Genomic DNA, 16,239 nt, shown 5'->3' with positions numbered 1-16,239 from the left:
CGGCAAAAGCACGAAGCAGACAGTCCGAACGTGCAGGAGTTGCGACGAATGCTCAAGCAAAAGCGTGCCCTCGTCACCGGCTCGACATCGGGCATCGGACTGGCGATTGCGCGCGCACTGGCGGCCGAAGGGGCCGAGGTGGTGCTCAACGGACTGGGTGATCCCGATGCGATCGCCGCGCTGTGCGATGAACTGGGCGCGACCTATCACGGCGCCAATCTGATGCGGCCTGACGAGATTGCGGCGATGATGGCCGCGATCGGCCCGGTCGATATCCTCGTCAACAATGCGGGGATGCAGCACGTTGCCCCGGTCGAGGATTTTCCGCCTGAAAAGTGGGATGCGATTATCGCGCTCAACCTTTCGGCCGCGTTCCATACGACTAGGGCAGCGGTGCCTGGGATGAAGGCCAGGGGCTGGGGGCGGATCATCGCCACGGCCAGCGCGCACTCGCTCACCGCATCGCCGTTCAAGAGCGCCTATGTCGCGGCCAAGCACGCGATGGCGGGCTTCACCAAGACCATCGCGCTGGAGCTGGCGACCCACGGCATCACCGCCAACTGCATCTCGCCGGGCTATGTCTGGACCCCGCTGGTGGAAAACCAGATCCCCGACACGATGGCCGCGCGCGGAATGACGCGCGAGCAGGTAATGAACGACGTTCTGCTCGCCAAGCAGCCGACCAAGCAATTCGTGCAGCCCGAAGATGTCGCCGCATTGGCGGTGTTCCTGTGCGGCGATGCGGCGCGGAACATCACTGGCGCGAATTACAGCATTGATGGAGGCTGGACCGCCGAATGACGCAGCTGGGGGCACGCACGCTGATCGCTCTGCTGGCGAGCCTGCTGCTTGCCGCCTGCGTACGCGCGCCGGTCGAAAGCGTCCCGCGCGGCAATGACCGCAGCCAGATCGCCGCCCGCCTCCAGGCCGATATCGCCGTGCTCGCAAGTGACGAGTTCGCCGGACGCAAGGCGGGTACGGCGGGCGAAGAGAAAACGCTCGCCTATCTCGAAAAGCGCATGGGCGAAGTCGGGCTGGTGTCAGGCACCAATGATCCGGGCAGCTATTGGAGGATGCCGGTCGAGCTGCTCGCCACCCATCCGGTCTCGGGTACGCTCACTCTGGAGCAGGGACGCCGCACGGTGATCGTACCGCAGAGCGATGCCGCCGTCTTTACCCCGCGCCGCCGCGCGCTGGCCACCAGCGGGCCGGGTACCGGGGTGCCGGTGGTGTTTGTCGGTTACGGGGATGGCTCGGTGCTCGGCGATGCGCTGGCCGGCGCGGTGGCGGTGATGCTGGCCGAACCGGGGCGCGATCCGGCGCGGCGCGAGGCGCTGTTCCGCCAGCGGGCGACCGCCGTGGTGACCGTGGTGCCCGATCCGCAGACGCTGGCGCTGATCCGAGCGCGCGAAGGGCGCGAACGGCTTCAGCTGGCAAGCGAGGAGCAGGACACGCTGGCCGCCTACGTCACCGATGCCGCGCTGGCCGACATGATCGGTGCGCGCCGCTGGCAGACGCTCAAGGCGGAAGCGCAGGCGCCCGATTTCGCACCGCTCGAACTCAATCTGGCGGTGTCGATCGAAGCGGCCGCTGAACGGCGCAGCTTTACCTCGGCAAATCTGCTTGGACGGATCCCCGGGAGCAAGCCGGGGGCGGGGGCGATCCTGCTGCTGGCGCATTGGGATCACCTCGGGGAATGCGGCCTTCCTGACGCTGCCGACCGGATCTGCAACGGCGCGGCCGACAATGCGAGCGGGCTTGCCGCCATGCTTGAACTGGCGCGGCGTCTGAAAGCCGGCAAGCCGCTGGCGCGCGATATCTACGTGCTTGCGACCAGCGCCGAGGAAGATGGGCTGCTCGGTGCGCGCGCTTTCGTCAACGCAACGCCGCTGCCGCTCACCAGCATCGTTGCCGCGTTCAACTTCGACATGGTCGCGCTCGCGCCGCAGGGCAGCCCGCTCGGCTTTATCGGGCGCGGGCAGAACCCGGCGCTCGATGCGGCAATCCTCGATGCGGTGGCGCGCAGTGGCCGCACCATCGGTGACCAGACGCTGGCCGACAGCTTTGTGCCGCGTCAGGATGGCTGGGCGCTGGTGCAGCAGGGTGTCCCTGCGGTGCTGCTTTCAAGTACCTATGGCAGCCGTGAAATCCTGCGTCCGTTTCTCGAGACGCGCTATCACCGCCCGTCCGATGATGTCGCCTCGGTCGAGCTTGGCGGGGCTATCGATGATTTGCTGCTGCATGAGCGTTTGATCCGGCAATTGGCCGATCCGGAACGCTATCAGCCGGCCCTCGCCGCGCAGCCCTAGCGCAATCGGCAAACCGCGGTTACATGGGCCGCCACGATTCTCCCGCAAACGGGGGAACCCTCTCGCGAATGCACAGAAAGTGGCGCACATGGATATCCCGCTCGGTCTGACCTTTGACGATGTGCTGCTCCGCCCGGCGGAAAGCAGTGTCCTGCCCAGCATGGCGGACACATCGACCAGCCTGACGCGCGACATCCGGCTCAACATTCCCGTTCTCTCTTCGGCGATGGACACGGTGACCGAAGCTGACATGGCGATTGCCATGGCGCAGCTCGGCGGGATCGGCGTGCTGCACCGCAACCTCGATATTGACGCGCAATGCGCCGCAGTGCGCGCTGTGAAGCGCTACGAAAGCGGCATGGTGGTCAACCCCATCACCATCCACCCCGATGCAACCCTCGGCGAGGCGCAGGCACTGATGCAGGCCAACCGCATCAGCGGCATCCCCGTGGTCGATACGGCGGGGCGCCTGGTCGGCATCCTCACCAACCGCGATGTCCGCTTTGCCGAAAACCCACTCCAGCCGGTGCGCGAGCTGATGACGACCGAAAACCTCGCCACCGTGCCGCTCGGCACCGGGCAGGAAGAGGCGCGCCGCCTGCTCCACGCTCGCCGTATCGAGAAGCTGCTGGTGGTTGACGATGCCTTCCGCTGCATCGGTCTGATCACGGTCAAGGATATCGAAAAGGCGGTCAATTACCCCAACGCCACCAAGGATGCCGCTGGCCGCCTGCGCGTCGCTGCGGCGACCACCGTGGGTGAGGCGGGCTTTGCGCGCACCGAGGCGCTGGTCGATGCCGAGGTTGACGTGATCGTGATCGACACCGCGCACGGCCACAACGTCGAAGTCGCCCGCGCGGTTGAACGCGCCAAGAAGCTGTCCAATTCGGTTCAGGTTATCGCCGGCAACGTCGCCACTGCCGAAGCGACCCGCGCGCTGGTCGATGCAGGGGCAGACGCCGTGAAGGTCGGGATCGGGCCGGGTTCGATCTGCACCACCCGCGTCGTCGCAGGCGTCGGCGTGCCGCAGCTCACCGCGATCATGGAAAGCGCTGCCGAAGCCGCCAGGTCGGGCGTGCCGGTGATCGCCGATGGCGGCCTGCGCACCTCGGGCGATGCCGCCAAGGCGCTGGCCGCTGGCGCTTCGAGCGTCATGATTGGCTCGATGCTCGCGGGCACCACCGAAAGCCCGGGCGAGGTGTTCCTCTATCAGGGCCGCAGCTATAAGGCCTATCGCGGCATGGGCTCGGTCGGCGCGATGGCGCGCGGCTCGGCTGACCGCTATTTCCAGCAGGATGTCAGCGCGATGAAGCTGGTTCCCGAGGGGATCGAAGGCCAGGTGCCGTTCAAGGGCCCGGCTGCCGATGTCGTCCACCAGCTGGTCGGCGGGATCAAGGCGGCGATGGGCTACACCGGCTCGGCCACCATCACCGACCTTCAGAAGCGCGCGCAGTTCGTGCGGATCACCAATGCGGGTCTTTCGGAAAGCCACGTCCACGATGTCGCGATCACCCGCGAGGCTCCCAATTACCCGACGCGCTAAAGGTCGGTCCGTCGCTCCGCATCCGGCAGATTGTCGGACTTACGTTGCTTTGCACGCTCTGCACGGCGCACCTTCTCCCGCGCGCGGACCTGATCCCAATATGCCTTGTGGCGCTGGGCCCACCGCCAGTTCATCACCATGAACGGCACCGGCAGCCAAAGGACTATGAACTTGAGGAACTGGGAGTGTGATCCGGTGAGGAGATACGGGCTGCACGGCAGCACAAGTGCCATGCGGATGGCAGCGGCGCCCCGACCTCTGCCGTGCCCTTCGATCGGATCGCCCACGCACCGGACAAACAGATCGGTATCCATTGCGACGATCAGAATGGTGATAACCAGCGTGGGGAAGGCCCAGAAACGCTTCAAACCGATCCCGCGGCTTTCGCGGATCTCTCGTTCCTCAGGGGTTAATCTGCGTCGCATCGTCGTCGTTATGACATTGCCGACCGTGATTGTGCAGCCCCGATGACTCCCGCCGCGCGTGTACAGGCAGCAATCGAGCTGCTCGATACCATTATCGCTTCTGCGAGGGGCAAGGGTGCCCCCGCTGACCGGATCATCGCCGATTACTTCCGTGCGCGCCGCTATGCCGGTTCGAAGGACCGCCGCGCAGTGCGCGATCTGGTCTATCAGGCAATCCGCCTGTGCGGGCCGGTCCCCGCGAGCGGCCGTGCGGCCATGCTGGCAGTGACGACGCAGGATCCGGGCCTTGCCGCGCTGTTCGATGGATCGCCCCACGGCCCCGCAGCGCGCGCCGAGGGCGAAGAGGCAGCCAAGACCGGCCTTGCGCCCAAGTGGCTCGCCGCCGCCTTGCGTGCCTCGGGTCTCGGCGGGCCGGAGATCGCCGCGCTGATCGGGCGCGCGCCGCTTGATATCCGGGTCAATGCTCTGAAAGCCGACCGCGCGGGTCTGGCGCTTCCCGAAGCGGGCGAACCCTTGGTGACGGCGCAGGGGTTGCGCTTTCCTTCCGGCACGCTGGTCGAACAGTGGGATGCTTATGCGCAGGGACTGATCGAGGTTCAGGACCTCGGCAGCCAGCTGATCGTCGAGGCGCTGCCGATCGGGCAAGGCGAAACCATTATCGATCTGTGCGCGGGCGGAGGCGGCAAGACGCTGGCACTCGCCGCACGGCTCGGCAATGCGGCCAGCATTGTTGCCGCCGATACCGACAAGCGCCGCCTCGGCAACCTTGCTCCGCGCGCAGCCCGTGCGGGCGCGGCGGTCGATCACACCGTGCTGCTCGATCCGGGCCGCGAGATGGCCGCGCTCGCGCCCTTTGCGGGGAAGGCCGATCACGTGCTGGTCGATGCGCCCTGTTCGGGCAGCGGGACATGGCGGCGCAGCCCGGAGGGGCGCTGGCGGCTCGATCCGGCGGAGCTGGTGCGCCTTAACCAATTGCAGGACCATGTACTCGATGTGGGCGCGCAGCTGGTGCGTTCGGGCGGGACGATGGCTTTCGTCACCTGCTCGGTGCTCGATGCCGAGGGAGCAGACCGTATTGCCGCCTTCCTCGCGCGCCATCCCGGCTGGCGGGCCGAACCGCTGGCGATGCCGCTGGGCCGCCCGCGCGGGGGTGGCTGGCGCCTCGATCCGCTCCATGACGGTACGGATGGATTTTTCTTCGCCAGCTTGCGTTCACCATGATAGCCTACCATGGTATGCAGACCTCTTCCGGTTCCCGGACTCAAGCACTGAAGGAGCTTCTGATGCGTTTTGCGCCTGCCGCCGCCGCTCTCTCGCTGTGTCTCGCCATGTCGGCAAGCGTGCTGAGCGCAGGGGCAGGGCAGGCGCCCGATCCGCGCGCAGCGCTGCTGATCGCGCAGGGCCGCGCCGCGCTGCAAGCCGGCGAAACGCAGGCCGCAACCGACGCGTTCGAGGCCGCGCTGACGGTTGATCCGGGTTACACGCCGATCTTCATCGATCTCGCCGAAGCCGCGCGCCAGCAGGGCCTGCAGGGCAAGGCGATCCGCTACTACCGCGAGGCTCTGGCGCGTGAACCGGGCAACTTCGCCGCGATTTCCGGCGAAGGCGCGGCGCTGGTGGAAAAGGGCGCGGTCGAAAAGGCCAAGCGCAACCTCGCCAAGCTGCAATCGCTGTGCGGCGATGCCTGCCCCGAAACCGTGGCGCTGCAATCGAGCATCGCGCGCGGCGTTCCGGCACGGCTGGCGGTCGAGGGCAAGGGCGACGGCGCGGCGTCGAACTGACGCGTCAGATCAGCGGCGCGAATTCCGCCACTAGTTCTTCGTAAACCGCCCGCTTGAAGGGCACGATCAGCTCCGGCAGCAGCGCGGGCTCGATCCAGCGCCATTCGTTGAACTCGGGCGGATCGTGGGCCTCAAGGTCGATATCCGCATCCTCGCCCAAGAAGCGGCCGAGGAACCAGTGCTGTTCCTGCCCGCGATACTTGCCCTTCCACACCTTGCCGAGCAGCTCGGGCGGCAGGTCGTAGAGGAACGGGCGTGATCCTTGCGCGATCACCTCGACAAGGTGAGCGGCGACGCCGATTTCCTCCTGCAATTCGCGCAAGGCGGCATCGCGCACGTCCTCGCCCTTGTCGATCCCGCCCTGAGGCATCTGCCAGAAGCCGTGCGCGCTCGGGTCAATCCGCTGGCCAACAAAGACGAGGCCTTCGCGGTTCACCAGCATGAAGCCCGCGCAGGGGCGATAGGGCAGGCCTTCAGGGCTCATGCCGGGTTCTCCAGCATGAAGCGCATCGCGGCGATAATGCGTTCGAGATCCTTCTGCGTGCTGGGGACCATCTGGCGCAGGTTGGTGAAGGAATGCGTCACCCCGCGCATTTCGAGGAACACGCAGTCGCGTCCGGCATCGACCAGCGCCTTTGCATAGGCGCGGCCCGAATCGCGGATCGGATCGAGGCTGGCGGTGACGACGATGGTGGGCGGGGCGGCGGAGTGATCGCCAAGGATCGGGAACCCGCGCGGGTCGCTGCGGTCGGCACCATAGGAGGCATCGAAAAAGCCCATGGTGTCGGCGGTGAGCAGGAAGCCCTCGCTAAACGCCGCCATGCTGGCCGAGCCGTTGGCATCCTCGACCAGCGGGAAGACCGGCACTTGCAGCACCACCGGCACGGCGGCGGGGTTCGCGCCGAGCAACTGCCCGACCACAACCGTCGCATTGCCGCCCGCGCTGTCACCGATGGTGATGATTCCGGAGGCGGTGCGGCCGAGTTCGGCGGGCGAGGAAGCCACCCAGCGCGTCGCCGCCTCGCAATCGAGGATCGCGGCGGGGAAGGGCGCTTCGGGCGCGCGGGCATAGTGGACCGCGACCAGCGGCAGATCGATCAGCGCCGCGATTTCGGTGCACAGCGCGTGGTGGGTGTCGAGATCGCCGATCACAAAGCCGCCGCCGTGGTAGAACACCACCACCGGCGAGGCCTCGTCGCGGGTCTCGCGCGCGTCATAGAGGCGCAGCGGAATCTCGCCCGCCGGGCCGGGGCAGGCCAGATCGCGGATCACCGGCAGGGCGCGCGCGGGGCGGTCGGCGATGCCATGCATCTTGATGTAAGAGAGGCGCGCCTCTTCCAGCGTCATGTCGACCATCTTCGGCCCCTTCACCTGCGCCATCATGTCGAGGAAGGCCTTCATGTCGGGGCGGATGTAGGGCGCGTCGGTCATTGCGTGGTTCTCTCCGGTGGTCTTTGCGCGAGCGATAGGCGAGGGATGGGCGGATTTCCACTCGCTTGAACGCGAACGGCGCGCTAGCCTGCAAAGCGATGGACAATCTGACACATAGCCTTGTCGGCGCGGTGCTGGGGCAGGCGGGGCTGAAGCGCACCACGGGCCTTGCCATGCCCGCACTGATCATCGGCGCGAACCTGCCCGATGTGGACGCGGCGTGCTTTTTCTGGCTGGAGGGCACCGAGCATCTCGCCTTCCGGCGCGGCATCACCCACGGCCCGCCAGCGCTGGTGCTGCTTCCCTTGATCTTGGCAGGGCTGCTGTGGGGCTGGGACCGCTGGCAGACGAAGCGCGGCACCAGGCCCGAGGGGCGGTTGCCGGTGCGGTTTGGCTGGCTCTACGCGATGGCTTTCATCGGGTGTCTGAGCCATCCGTTCTTCGACTGGCTCAACGTCTACGGTATCCGCCTGCTGGAGCCCTTCTCCTCGCAATGGTTCTACGGCGACACGCTGTTCATAATCGACGTGTGGCTGTGGGCGCTGTTGATGGCGTGCATCTGGTGGTCGCGGCGGCAGGAGAAGGCGGGGGGCGAGTGGATGCGGCCTGCGCGGGTGGGGATTGCGGTTGGGTTGGCGTATGTTGGGTTGAATTGGGGGATTTCGCAGGTTGAGCGCGAAAGGGTGGCCGAAACGCTCCCTCATCTCGAATGCTCGGATACGGCAGTGTCATGCGACTGGACGGTGATTGCCTCGCCGGTTCCGCTGGTCCCTTGGCAGCGTGAGATGATCATGACTTTTGGCGATGGCCAGTGGTCGATCGGCTCGGACTCGGTCGGAACCTGCAATGTCTGGAGAGCGATGGAAAGCGCACGCGGTAACCCGCAAGCCGACGCATTCCTGTTCTGGTCGCGCGCACCTTTTGCGACCCGCGCCGCCGACGGCTCGGTGATCCTGCGCGATGCCCGCTTCACCGACCCGCGCGTGGGGGACCGGTTTTCGGTTCCATCGCCGGGCGTGGAGTGCATTCCGCTCCACCAACTTCCAGATATCGATTTACCGGAACCTGCCGCGCCCTAATTCGTCATTGCGAGTAGCCGAAGGCGAAAGCGTAGCTGGGCAAAGCCACCAAGCAATCCATGGTCCGCGTCGTTCGGTCCTGGATTGCCGCAGCGACTGCGGCGCCTCGCAATGATGAATGATCTGAGGAATTGAATGACCCAAATCGTATGGCTCCGCCGCGATCTGCGCCTGGCCGACAACCCCGCGCTCTACCACGCCGCCAAGGCGGGGCCGGTGGTGGCGGTCTATATCCTCGATGACGAGAGCCCGAAGCACCACGCCTATGGCGGAGCCTCGCGCTGGTGGCTGCATCATTCGCTGGCGAGCCTTGCGGAATCCTTCGAAGCACGGGGAAGCAAGCTGATCCTGCGGCGCGGCGAGGCGGTGGCGGAGCTGACCAAACTGGCGCATGAGACCGGTGCGACCACGATCCACGCCAATTGCCACTACGAACCCTGGTGGCTCAATGCCGAGCGCAAGCTGGGCAAATCGCTCGCCCTCAAGCTCCACCACGGCAATTACCTGATGCCGCCGGGCAGCATCACCACCGGCACCGGCGGGCAGTACAAGATCTACACGCCGTTCAGCCGCGCCGTGCGGGCCGAATTCCCGCCACGCGCCGAACTCCCCGCGCCCGAGCGGTTGGATGCGCCCGCAAGCTGGCCGGCCTCGGACGATCTTGCATCATGGAACCTTCTGCCGACCAAGCCCGACTGGGCGGGCGGGATGCGCGAGTTCTGGCAGGTCGGCGAAGAGGCCGCCCACGCCCGCCTCGCCGCATGGGAAGCGGACGTCGATGCCTATGACGACAAGCGCAACCTGCCGAGCGTGGACAAGGTCTCGCGCCTCTCGCCGCATCTGCATTTCGGTGAAATCTCCCCGATCCAGATCTGGCATCGCTTCAAGGATCGTCAGTCCGAAGGTTGGCGCACCTATGAAGGCGAGCTCATCTGGCGCGACTATTCGGCCAACGCGATCCTGCAATTCCCCGCTTACGCCACGCAGAACTACCGCGAGGATTTCGACCGCTTTCCCTGGCGCGATCCCGCTACGGACGAGGCCGCTGCGCGCGATCTCAAGGCATGGCAGCAGGGCCGGACCGGCTACCCGATCGTCGATGCCGGGATGCGCCAGCTGTGGCAGACCGGGTGGATGCACAACCGTGTGCGGATGATCACCGCGAGCTTCCTCATCAAGCACCTGCTGATCGACTGGCGCGAGGGCGAGAAGTGGTTCTGGGATACGCTGTGCGATGCCGACTACGCCTCCAACGCCACCAACTGGCAGTGGACCGCGGGGACGGGGGTGGACAGCAACATGTTCAGCCGGATCATGGCGCCGCTCTCGCAGTCGGAGAAGTTCGACGCAGCGCGCTATATCCGCACCTATGTGCCCGAACTCAAAGGGTTGGAGGAGCCATACGTCCACGATCCCGAGGAGTTCGGGCGAAGGCCCGCGGGCTATCCGCGCAAGATCGTGCCCCACAAGGCCGCGCGTGAACGGGCACTGGCGGCGCTCAAGACTCTGAAGGCGGGGTAAGCAAGGGTTGCCCGCCGCCCCCGCTCCCGCCTATGTCTGGCTCATTGAGGGATCGCAGGAGAGGGACATGAGAGGCAAGCGCGCGATTTCGGGGCTGATACTGGCGGCCATGCTTGCGGCAGGCAGCAGCCCGGCGGCCGCGCAGGAGCCGCACCGTGTCACCATCGCCTGGCCTGATCCTGTGGTGGTGACCCAGCCTCCGCCGCGCGATCCGGCAGACTTGCAAGTGCTGTTCTGGACCGACGAGCAGCGCAGCCAGCGCTTCCGCGAAATGGAGAAGTGGTTCGCCGGGCACGAAGTCCCCGCGCCGAAGTCCACGCGCCCGCTGCCCAGGGGCAAGCAGCTGAGCAAGGCGCTGCGGGCCGAAATCAAGGCGCTGATGGCAGAAACCAATACCGCGGGGGTGATGGTGGTGATCGATGGGAAGGTGGCCTTCGAACATTACGGCCTTGGCATGGGACCGAAGGATCGCTGGACCAGCTTCTCGGTTGCGAAGAGCTTCACCTCCACCTTGCTGGGCGCGGCGGTGAAAGATGGCAAGATTGCCAGCCTCAATGATCCGGTGACCAAGTATATTCCGAGGCTGGCAGGGTCAGCCTACGAAGGCGTCACCGTGCGCCAGCTCGCCACGATGACCAGCGGGGTCAAGTGGAATGAGGATTACACCGATCCCAAGTCCGACGTTGCCCAGATGAACCGCTTTGTGGCCGATTATGGCGCGGATGCGATCGTTGCGCAGATGAAGCAGCTCCCGCGCGAGGCGGAGCCGGGCAGCAAGTGGGTTTACAAGACGGGCGAGACCAATCTTATCGGGCTCCTGGTCGAGAACGCGGTCGGCAAGCCGCTCGCCGAATATGCACAGCTCAAGATCGCGGCGGCGACCGGGTTCGAAGGCGGGATGTTCTGGATGGTCGATCCGCGCGGCGGCAATATCGGCGGGTGCTGTCTGTCCCTGCGGCTGTCGGACTATGCGCGGATGGGTATCTTCGCGCTTGAAGGCGGCGGGGCGCAGGTGCCGGTCGACTGGTTCGCCGAGGCGACCGACAGCGCGGTCGATTTCGGGGACAGCGGCTTCGGCTACGGTTACCAGTGGTGGACCTACCCGCAGGGCACCTATGGCGCGCAGGGCATCTTCGGGCAGGGCATCACCCTGTTTCCCGACAAGCGCATGGTTGTCGCCTATATCGGCAACTGGGCGCAGGCGAGCGGCGGTGCAGAGCGGGGACAGTTCCTCGATCTGAGCCGGAAGATCGCCGCCGAGGTGCGCTGAGCGCGCCCCGGCGCGGGGCTCAGATCACGTTGCGGTAAACGCCGACGTTGCTGTAGCGCTGCAGGATGTTGTCGTGCACGATCGGGCTCAAAAGCTCGGTGAAGGCACAACCGACAATGCAGTTGTCCCACCACACCACTTCGGCCTGCAGCGATTCGAGCCCGGGCAGCGTCAGCCAGCACAGCTGACCTTCGTGCATCCGGTTGATCGAAGCGGCCGAAAAGCCCGAGATCGACAGATCATGGACCACGCTTTGAAAGGCGCGGCCGCCCGAGGCGCGCAAAGTCGCCGGGATAGTGAGACGGGTGCGCGGCGCGCAGCGATCTTCCTGCGCGGCCAGGCGATAGGCATCTGAATTGAGCGCCATTGGTGTCAACCTTGTAAACTTTGCCTTTGGTCTCACGGGTTTCTTTTGGTCCGGGAGGACCTTGCCCATGAAACGCCTAACAAGGCATGTCACAAAGAGGTTAACAGCCGCATAAGCACGCGGGGAAAATCAGCCGATGCGTTCGCGGTGCAATCCGTCGAAGCCTTCGGTGAGCAGCGCGACGAGCCGATCAGCCACCACTTCGGGCGCTTTCACGCTCTGCGGGTCTTCCCCGGGATAGGCGCGGGCGCGCATTTCGGTGCGGGTTGCGCCCGGATCGATGATCGCCACCCGCAGCGGGCTGAGGCGTTCGACTTCGGCGGCATAGGTTTCCAGCAGGTTCTCGAACGCGGCCTTGGTTGCACTATAAGCGCCCCAATAGGGCCGCGGCGCGTTGGCGACGCTGCTGGTGAGACCGATGATCCGGCCCGCCTCGGCGCGGCGCAGCAGCGGGTCGAACCCGGCGATCAGCGCCTGGGTGGAAACAACATTGGTGAGCAGCGCCTGATTGAACTGCTTGGGCTCCATCTGCGAGGCCGGGGTCAGTTCGGGCAGGTAGGCTGCGGCCAGCACCATGATGTCGAGCGTCTGCCAGCGTCCAGCGATGGCATTGGCGAGCCGGGTGACAGCATCGGGTTCGGTCAGATCGAGCGGGGCGATGGTCGAGGTGCCGCCGAGGCCGTGGATTTCATCCTCGACCGCTTCGAGCGCCTTGACCTTGCGGGCCACCAGAATGACGTGCGCGCCCGCAGCGGCGAGCGCCTTGGCGGTCGCAGCGCCGATGCCGCGGCTTGCGCCGGTGACAAGCGCAGTGCGCCCGGAAAGCGGTTTGGTTGTATCGGTCATGGTGTCTCAGGCAGCCTTGGGGTCGGCGAAGGGGAGCTCGGCGGCGTTCTGCTCGGCGAGTGCGAGATCGGTGAGGCTGGTCGGATACTCGCCGGTGAAGCAGGCGTCACAGAATTGCGGGCACCCGGCATCGCGCCCTTGCTTGCCGACCGCGCGGTAAAGCCCGTCAATCGAGATGAAGGCCAGACTGTCTGCCTTGATGAACTCGCGCATCGGATCGAGCGCCATGCGCGCTGCCAGCAGCTTGGAGCGTTCGGGCGTGTCGACGCCGTAGAAGCAGGAATGCGCGGTCGGCGGGCTGGCGACGCGGAAGTGGACTTCCGCCGCGCCCGCTTCGCGCATCATCTCGACGATCTTGAGCGAGGTGGTGCCGCGCACGATCGAATCGTCGATCAGCACGATGCGCTTGCCTTCGACGAGCGCGCGGTTGGCGTTGTGCTTGCGCTTGACGCTGGAATGGCGCGCGCCGTCGCCGGGCTGGATGAAGGTGCGCCCGACATAGTGCGAACGGATGATGCCGAGTTCGAAGGGGATGCCCGATTGCTGGGCAAAGCCGATTGCGGCCGGCACGCCGCTGTCCGGAACCGGCACCACCAGATCGGCCTCGCAAGGGGCTTCGATCGCCAGTTCCATGCCGATGGCCTTGCGCGCTTCGTAGACCGAGCGGCCCGCAAAGACGCTATCGGGGCGACTGAAATAGACGTGTTCGAAGATGCACGGGCGCGCCGGCGGACTGCCGAAGGGGCGCACCGAGCGGATCTCGCCCGAGAAATCGACCATCACCAGCTCGCCCGGCTCGACTTCGCGGATCACTTCGGCGCCGACCACGTCGAAGGCGACGGTTTCCGAGGCGAACAGGATCGCTTCACCCATGCGGCCCATCACCAGCGGACGGATGCCGAGCGGATCGCGGCAGCCGATCATGCCTTCGGGGGTCATCACGATCAGCGCATAGGCGCCTTCGACGAGCCGCAGGGCATCGACCAGCCGGTCTGCAATCGTCGGATAGCGGCTGGTGGCTACGAGGTGGATGATCACCTCGGTATCGGACGTCGACTGGAAGATCGAACCCTTGTTCACCAGATCGGTGCGCAGGCTCATCGCGTTCGAGATATTGCCGTTATGCGCCACGGCAAAACCGCCGCTGGCAAGATCGGCATAGAGCGGCTGGACGTTCCGGAGGCCCGAACCACCGGTGGTCGAATAGCGCACGTGCCCGGCGGCCATGTGGCCCGGCAGACCGGCGATGGCATCGGACGAGGAGAAATTCTCGGCGACATGGCCAAGCCCGCGGCGGGCGTAGAATTCCTTGCCGTCGAAGCTGACGATTCCCGCCGCTTCCTGCCCGCGATGCTGGAGCGCGTGGAGGCCGAGCGCAGTCGCCGCGGCGGCATCGGAGTGGTTGATCACACCGAAAATACCGCATTCCTCGCGCAGCTTGTCGCCATCCGCGTCGAGGAAGGGATGAGTCACATTCATGGGTGTCATCGGCATCACCAGACCTGTCCGTGTCGATTGCCGCCGGAGCGCACCGCCCCAATGGCGATGTGACGGATCAATTACAAGGGAAAGCGTGGGGGCGATGCCCGCCTTTTTGCTGATCGTGAACCAATGCGGATCGGGGCAGGGGACGGGGGACACAGGCAGCGACAGGATTGCGGCGTTTGCGCCCGCACTCTACAGGCAGCATTCAGCAGACAACGGGCAGCCTTCACCTCTCATGCTCTCACCGTTCGAATGGATGATCGCCAAACGCTACCTCTGGCCCGGCAAGGGGGAGGCGTTCATCGCGCTTGTCGCGGGCATTTCGGTCGGCGTTGTGGCGCTTTCGGTCGCGTTGCTGGTCGTGGTGATGAGCGTGATGAACGGTTTTCGCGCCGAGCTGCTCGACAAGATCGTCGGATTGAACGGGCATGCGATCGTGCAGGCCTATGGCGGCCGGCTGGATAATTGGGAAAGCGTGCTCGCCAATCTCAAGCGCACGCCCGAGGTGCGCGATGCCTCGCCGCTGATCGAACAGCCCTTGCTCACCAGCTATGGCGGCCGGGTCGAGGCGATCTTCCTGCGCGGTCAGGTCGACAAGGATATCGCCGCGCTCGGCGACAAGGTGGTGCTGGGCGACATCAACACCCTGCGCGACGGATCGGGCCGGGTGGCAATCGGGATGCGGCTGGCGGAGAATCTCGGCATCCGCGTCGGCGACACCATCACCATCATCAATCCCCAGGGGCGCGCCACGCCGTTCGGCACATCGATCCGGCAGGTCGGTTATGAAGTCGGCGCGATCTTCGAGGTGGGCATCTACGACTATGACCAGAAGTTCGTGGTGCTGCCGATCAAGGACGCGCAGACGCTGCTGTTGATGGGCGATTCGATCGGGATGATCGAAGTCACTGTCGATGATCCCGACCGCGTTGCCGAAATCCTCAAGCCCGTGTCCGACCGGCTGGTGGGCCGTGCGGTGATTTCTGACTGGAAGACGATCAACTCCGCCCTGTTCGAAGCCTTGCAGGTCGAGCGCGTGGCGATGTTCTTCGCGCTGTCCTTCATGGTGCTGGTGGCCGCGTTCAACATCCTTTCGAGCCTCGTGATGCTGGTGCGCGCCAAGACGCGGGACATCGCGATCATGCGGACGATGGGCGCGACCCGGCGGTCCTTGCTCAAGATTTTCGTCACGACGGGCAGTACGGTGGGTGCCATCGGCACCGCCATCGGGCTGGTGCTGGGCTCGATCATCCTGTTCTTCCGCGAACAGATTGTCTCCTTCATCGCCTTTACCACCGGGCAGGAAATCTGGGATCCGGAGGTGCGCTTCCTCTCGACGCTGCCTTCGCGGACAGATCCGTGGGAAGTGGTCGGGATTGTCGCGCTCGCGCTGGGGCTGAGCTTCCTTGCGACGCTCTACCCCGCACTCAAGGCGGCCAATACCGATCCGGTGCAGGTGCTACGTTATGAATAGCGGCGCGCCAATTGTTTCGCTCAAGGGGCTCAAGCGCGCCTTTGAACAGGGCGGAGAGCGCATCGAGGTGCTGCGCGGGGTCGATCTCGACATCATGCCGGGCGAGATTGTCGCGCTGCTGGGGCCATCGGGCTCGGGCAAATCGACCATGCTTCAGGCGATCGGCCTGCTCGAAGGCGGGTTCGAAGGTTCGATCAGCCTTGCGGGCGAACAGGCCGAGGCGCTGGCGGGGGACGAGCGCACCCGGCTGCGGCGCGATCACCTGGGCTTCGTCTACCAGTTCCACCACCTGCTGCCCGATTTCAACGCGCGCGAAAACGTGGTGATGCCGCAGATGATCCGCGGGGTTGATCGCGAGGCGGCCGAGGCGCGCGCCGACAGCCTGCTCACCAGCCTCGGTCTCGGCGAGCGGTTGACCCACCGCCCGAGCCAGCTTTCGGGCGGCGAGCAGCAGCGCGTGGCCGTTGCCCGCGCGCTTGCCAACCGGCCGACGCTGGTGCTGGCGGACGAGCCGACCGGCAATCTCGACGAGCACACCTCCGACACTGTGCTCGGCCAGTTCCTCGCGCTGGTGCGGGGCGAGGGCAGCGCGGCGCTGGTCGCCACACACAACGAACGGCTCGCCGCCCGGATGGACCGCGTGGTGCGGCTGCACGATGGCGTGCTGAGCGAAGGACTTGGACGCAGAGCTTTTTGAGGGGATCACCG

The 16,239-nt window shown here is 65.8% G+C and carries 16 protein-coding genes; 10 read left to right on the top strand and 6 right to left on the bottom strand.

The window, feature by feature from the left end:
* Nucleotides 1-48: 48 nt before the first annotated feature.
* The 3 genes from BG023_RS10370 (at nt 49) to guaB (ending at nt 3,852) form a co-directional block, all read left to right on the top strand.
* A complete protein-coding gene (locus BG023_RS10370; RefSeq protein ID WP_069310388.1) occupies nt 49-801 on the top strand; it encodes a 3-hydroxybutyrate dehydrogenase in 753 nt (250 codons plus the stop codon).
* A complete protein-coding gene (locus BG023_RS10365) occupies nt 798-2,309 on the top strand; it encodes a M28 family metallopeptidase (protein ID WP_069310387.1) in 1,512 nt (503 codons plus the stop codon). Before BG023_RS10370 ends, BG023_RS10365 begins: the two co-directional genes overlap by 4 nt.
* Before the next feature lie 88 nt (nt 2,310-2,397).
* On the top strand, nt 2,398-3,852 hold the full coding sequence (gene guaB, locus BG023_RS10360) for an IMP dehydrogenase (protein WP_069310386.1): 1,455 nt from the start codon (nt 2,398-2,400) through the stop codon (nt 3,850-3,852).
* Here the strand turns inward: guaB and BG023_RS10355 are convergent.
* Nucleotides 3,849-4,220, bottom strand: a complete 372-nt coding sequence (locus BG023_RS10355) for a hypothetical protein (RefSeq protein ID WP_150122857.1) — start codon at nt 4,218-4,220, stop codon at nt 3,849-3,851. The two genes, guaB and BG023_RS10355, sit on opposite strands and share 4 nt — an antisense overlap.
* 99 nt (nt 4,221-4,319) lie before the next feature.
* Between BG023_RS10355 and BG023_RS10350 the strand changes: the two genes are divergently transcribed.
* Together BG023_RS10350 and BG023_RS10345 are read left to right on the top strand one after the other, a co-directional pair.
* Nucleotides 4,320-5,498 (top strand): RsmB/NOP family class I SAM-dependent RNA methyltransferase, encoded by a 1,179-nt coding sequence (locus BG023_RS10350; RefSeq protein ID WP_069310384.1) that lies wholly within the window; start codon nt 4,320-4,322, stop codon nt 5,496-5,498.
* Nucleotides 5,499-5,560: 62 nt separating this feature from the next.
* Complete coding sequence (locus BG023_RS10345) at nt 5,561-6,058, top strand: tetratricopeptide repeat protein (RefSeq protein ID WP_190315753.1); 498 nt, start codon at nt 5,561-5,563, stop codon at nt 6,056-6,058.
* Between the two features lie 4 nt (nt 6,059-6,062).
* Here BG023_RS10345 and BG023_RS10340 read toward each other — a convergent pair whose 3' ends face one another.
* Both BG023_RS10340 and BG023_RS10335 read right to left on the bottom strand, forming a co-directional pair.
* The gene (locus BG023_RS10340; protein WP_069310382.1) at nt 6,063-6,542 is read right to left on the bottom strand and encodes an RNA pyrophosphohydrolase; all 480 of its coding nucleotides are present in this window, start codon (nt 6,540-6,542) and stop codon (nt 6,063-6,065) included.
* On the bottom strand, nt 6,539-7,489 hold the full coding sequence (locus tag BG023_RS10335) for an alpha/beta hydrolase (protein ID WP_069310381.1): 951 nt from the start codon (nt 7,487-7,489) through the stop codon (nt 6,539-6,541). Before BG023_RS10335 ends, BG023_RS10340 begins: the two co-directional genes overlap by 4 nt.
* A 98-nt stretch (nt 7,490-7,587) precedes the next feature.
* Between BG023_RS10335 and BG023_RS10330 the strand changes: the two genes are divergently transcribed.
* The 3 genes from BG023_RS10330 to BG023_RS10320 all read left to right on the top strand — a co-directional run bounded on the left by BG023_RS10330 (nt 7,588) and on the right by BG023_RS10320 (nt 11,359).
* Nucleotides 7,588-8,568: a metal-dependent hydrolase gene (locus tag BG023_RS10330; RefSeq protein WP_069310380.1), complete on the top strand. Its 981-nt coding sequence runs from the start codon at nt 7,588-7,590 to the stop codon at nt 8,566-8,568.
* Nucleotides 8,569-8,703: 135 nt separating this feature from the next.
* A complete protein-coding gene (locus tag BG023_RS10325) occupies nt 8,704-10,089 on the top strand; it encodes a cryptochrome/photolyase family protein (protein ID WP_069310379.1) in 1,386 nt (461 codons plus the stop codon).
* A gap of 67 nt (nt 10,090-10,156) precedes the next feature.
* On the top strand, nt 10,157-11,359 hold the full coding sequence (locus tag BG023_RS10320) for a serine hydrolase domain-containing protein (protein ID WP_069310378.1): 1,203 nt from the start codon (nt 10,157-10,159) through the stop codon (nt 11,357-11,359).
* A 19-nt stretch (nt 11,360-11,378) separates the two neighbouring features.
* On the opposite strand, the gene BG023_RS10315 is transcribed toward BG023_RS10320, so the two are convergent.
* From BG023_RS10315 to purF, 3 genes are all read right to left on the bottom strand, one after another.
* On the bottom strand, nt 11,379-11,726 hold the full coding sequence (locus tag BG023_RS10315) for a PilZ domain-containing protein (RefSeq protein ID WP_069310377.1): 348 nt from the start codon (nt 11,724-11,726) through the stop codon (nt 11,379-11,381).
* A 129-nt stretch (nt 11,727-11,855) separates the two neighbouring features.
* A complete protein-coding gene (locus BG023_RS10310) occupies nt 11,856-12,572 on the bottom strand; it encodes an SDR family NAD(P)-dependent oxidoreductase (protein WP_069310376.1) in 717 nt (238 codons plus the stop codon).
* A 6-nt stretch (nt 12,573-12,578) separates the two neighbouring features.
* Nucleotides 12,579-14,051, bottom strand: a complete 1,473-nt coding sequence (gene purF / locus BG023_RS10305) for an amidophosphoribosyltransferase (RefSeq protein WP_069310375.1) — start codon at nt 14,049-14,051, stop codon at nt 12,579-12,581.
* Nucleotides 14,052-14,292: 241 nt separating this feature from the next.
* Between purF and BG023_RS10300 the strand changes: the two genes are divergently transcribed.
* Nucleotides 14,293-15,531 (top strand): lipoprotein-releasing ABC transporter permease subunit, encoded by a 1,239-nt coding sequence (locus BG023_RS10300; protein ID WP_069310374.1) that lies wholly within the window; start codon nt 14,293-14,295, stop codon nt 15,529-15,531.
* A complete protein-coding gene (locus tag BG023_RS10295; protein ID WP_069310373.1) occupies nt 15,524-16,228 on the top strand; it encodes an ABC transporter ATP-binding protein in 705 nt (234 codons plus the stop codon). The genes BG023_RS10300 and BG023_RS10295 overlap by 8 nt, the downstream gene beginning before the upstream one ends.
* Nucleotides 16,229-16,239 lie beyond the last annotated feature (11 nt).

It is taken from the genome of Porphyrobacter sp. LM 6, assembly GCF_001720465.1.
In the GTDB taxonomy this organism is placed as follows: Bacteria; Pseudomonadota; Alphaproteobacteria; order Sphingomonadales; family Sphingomonadaceae; genus Erythrobacter.
This window is presented reverse-complemented; position numbering and strand designations above follow the sequence as displayed.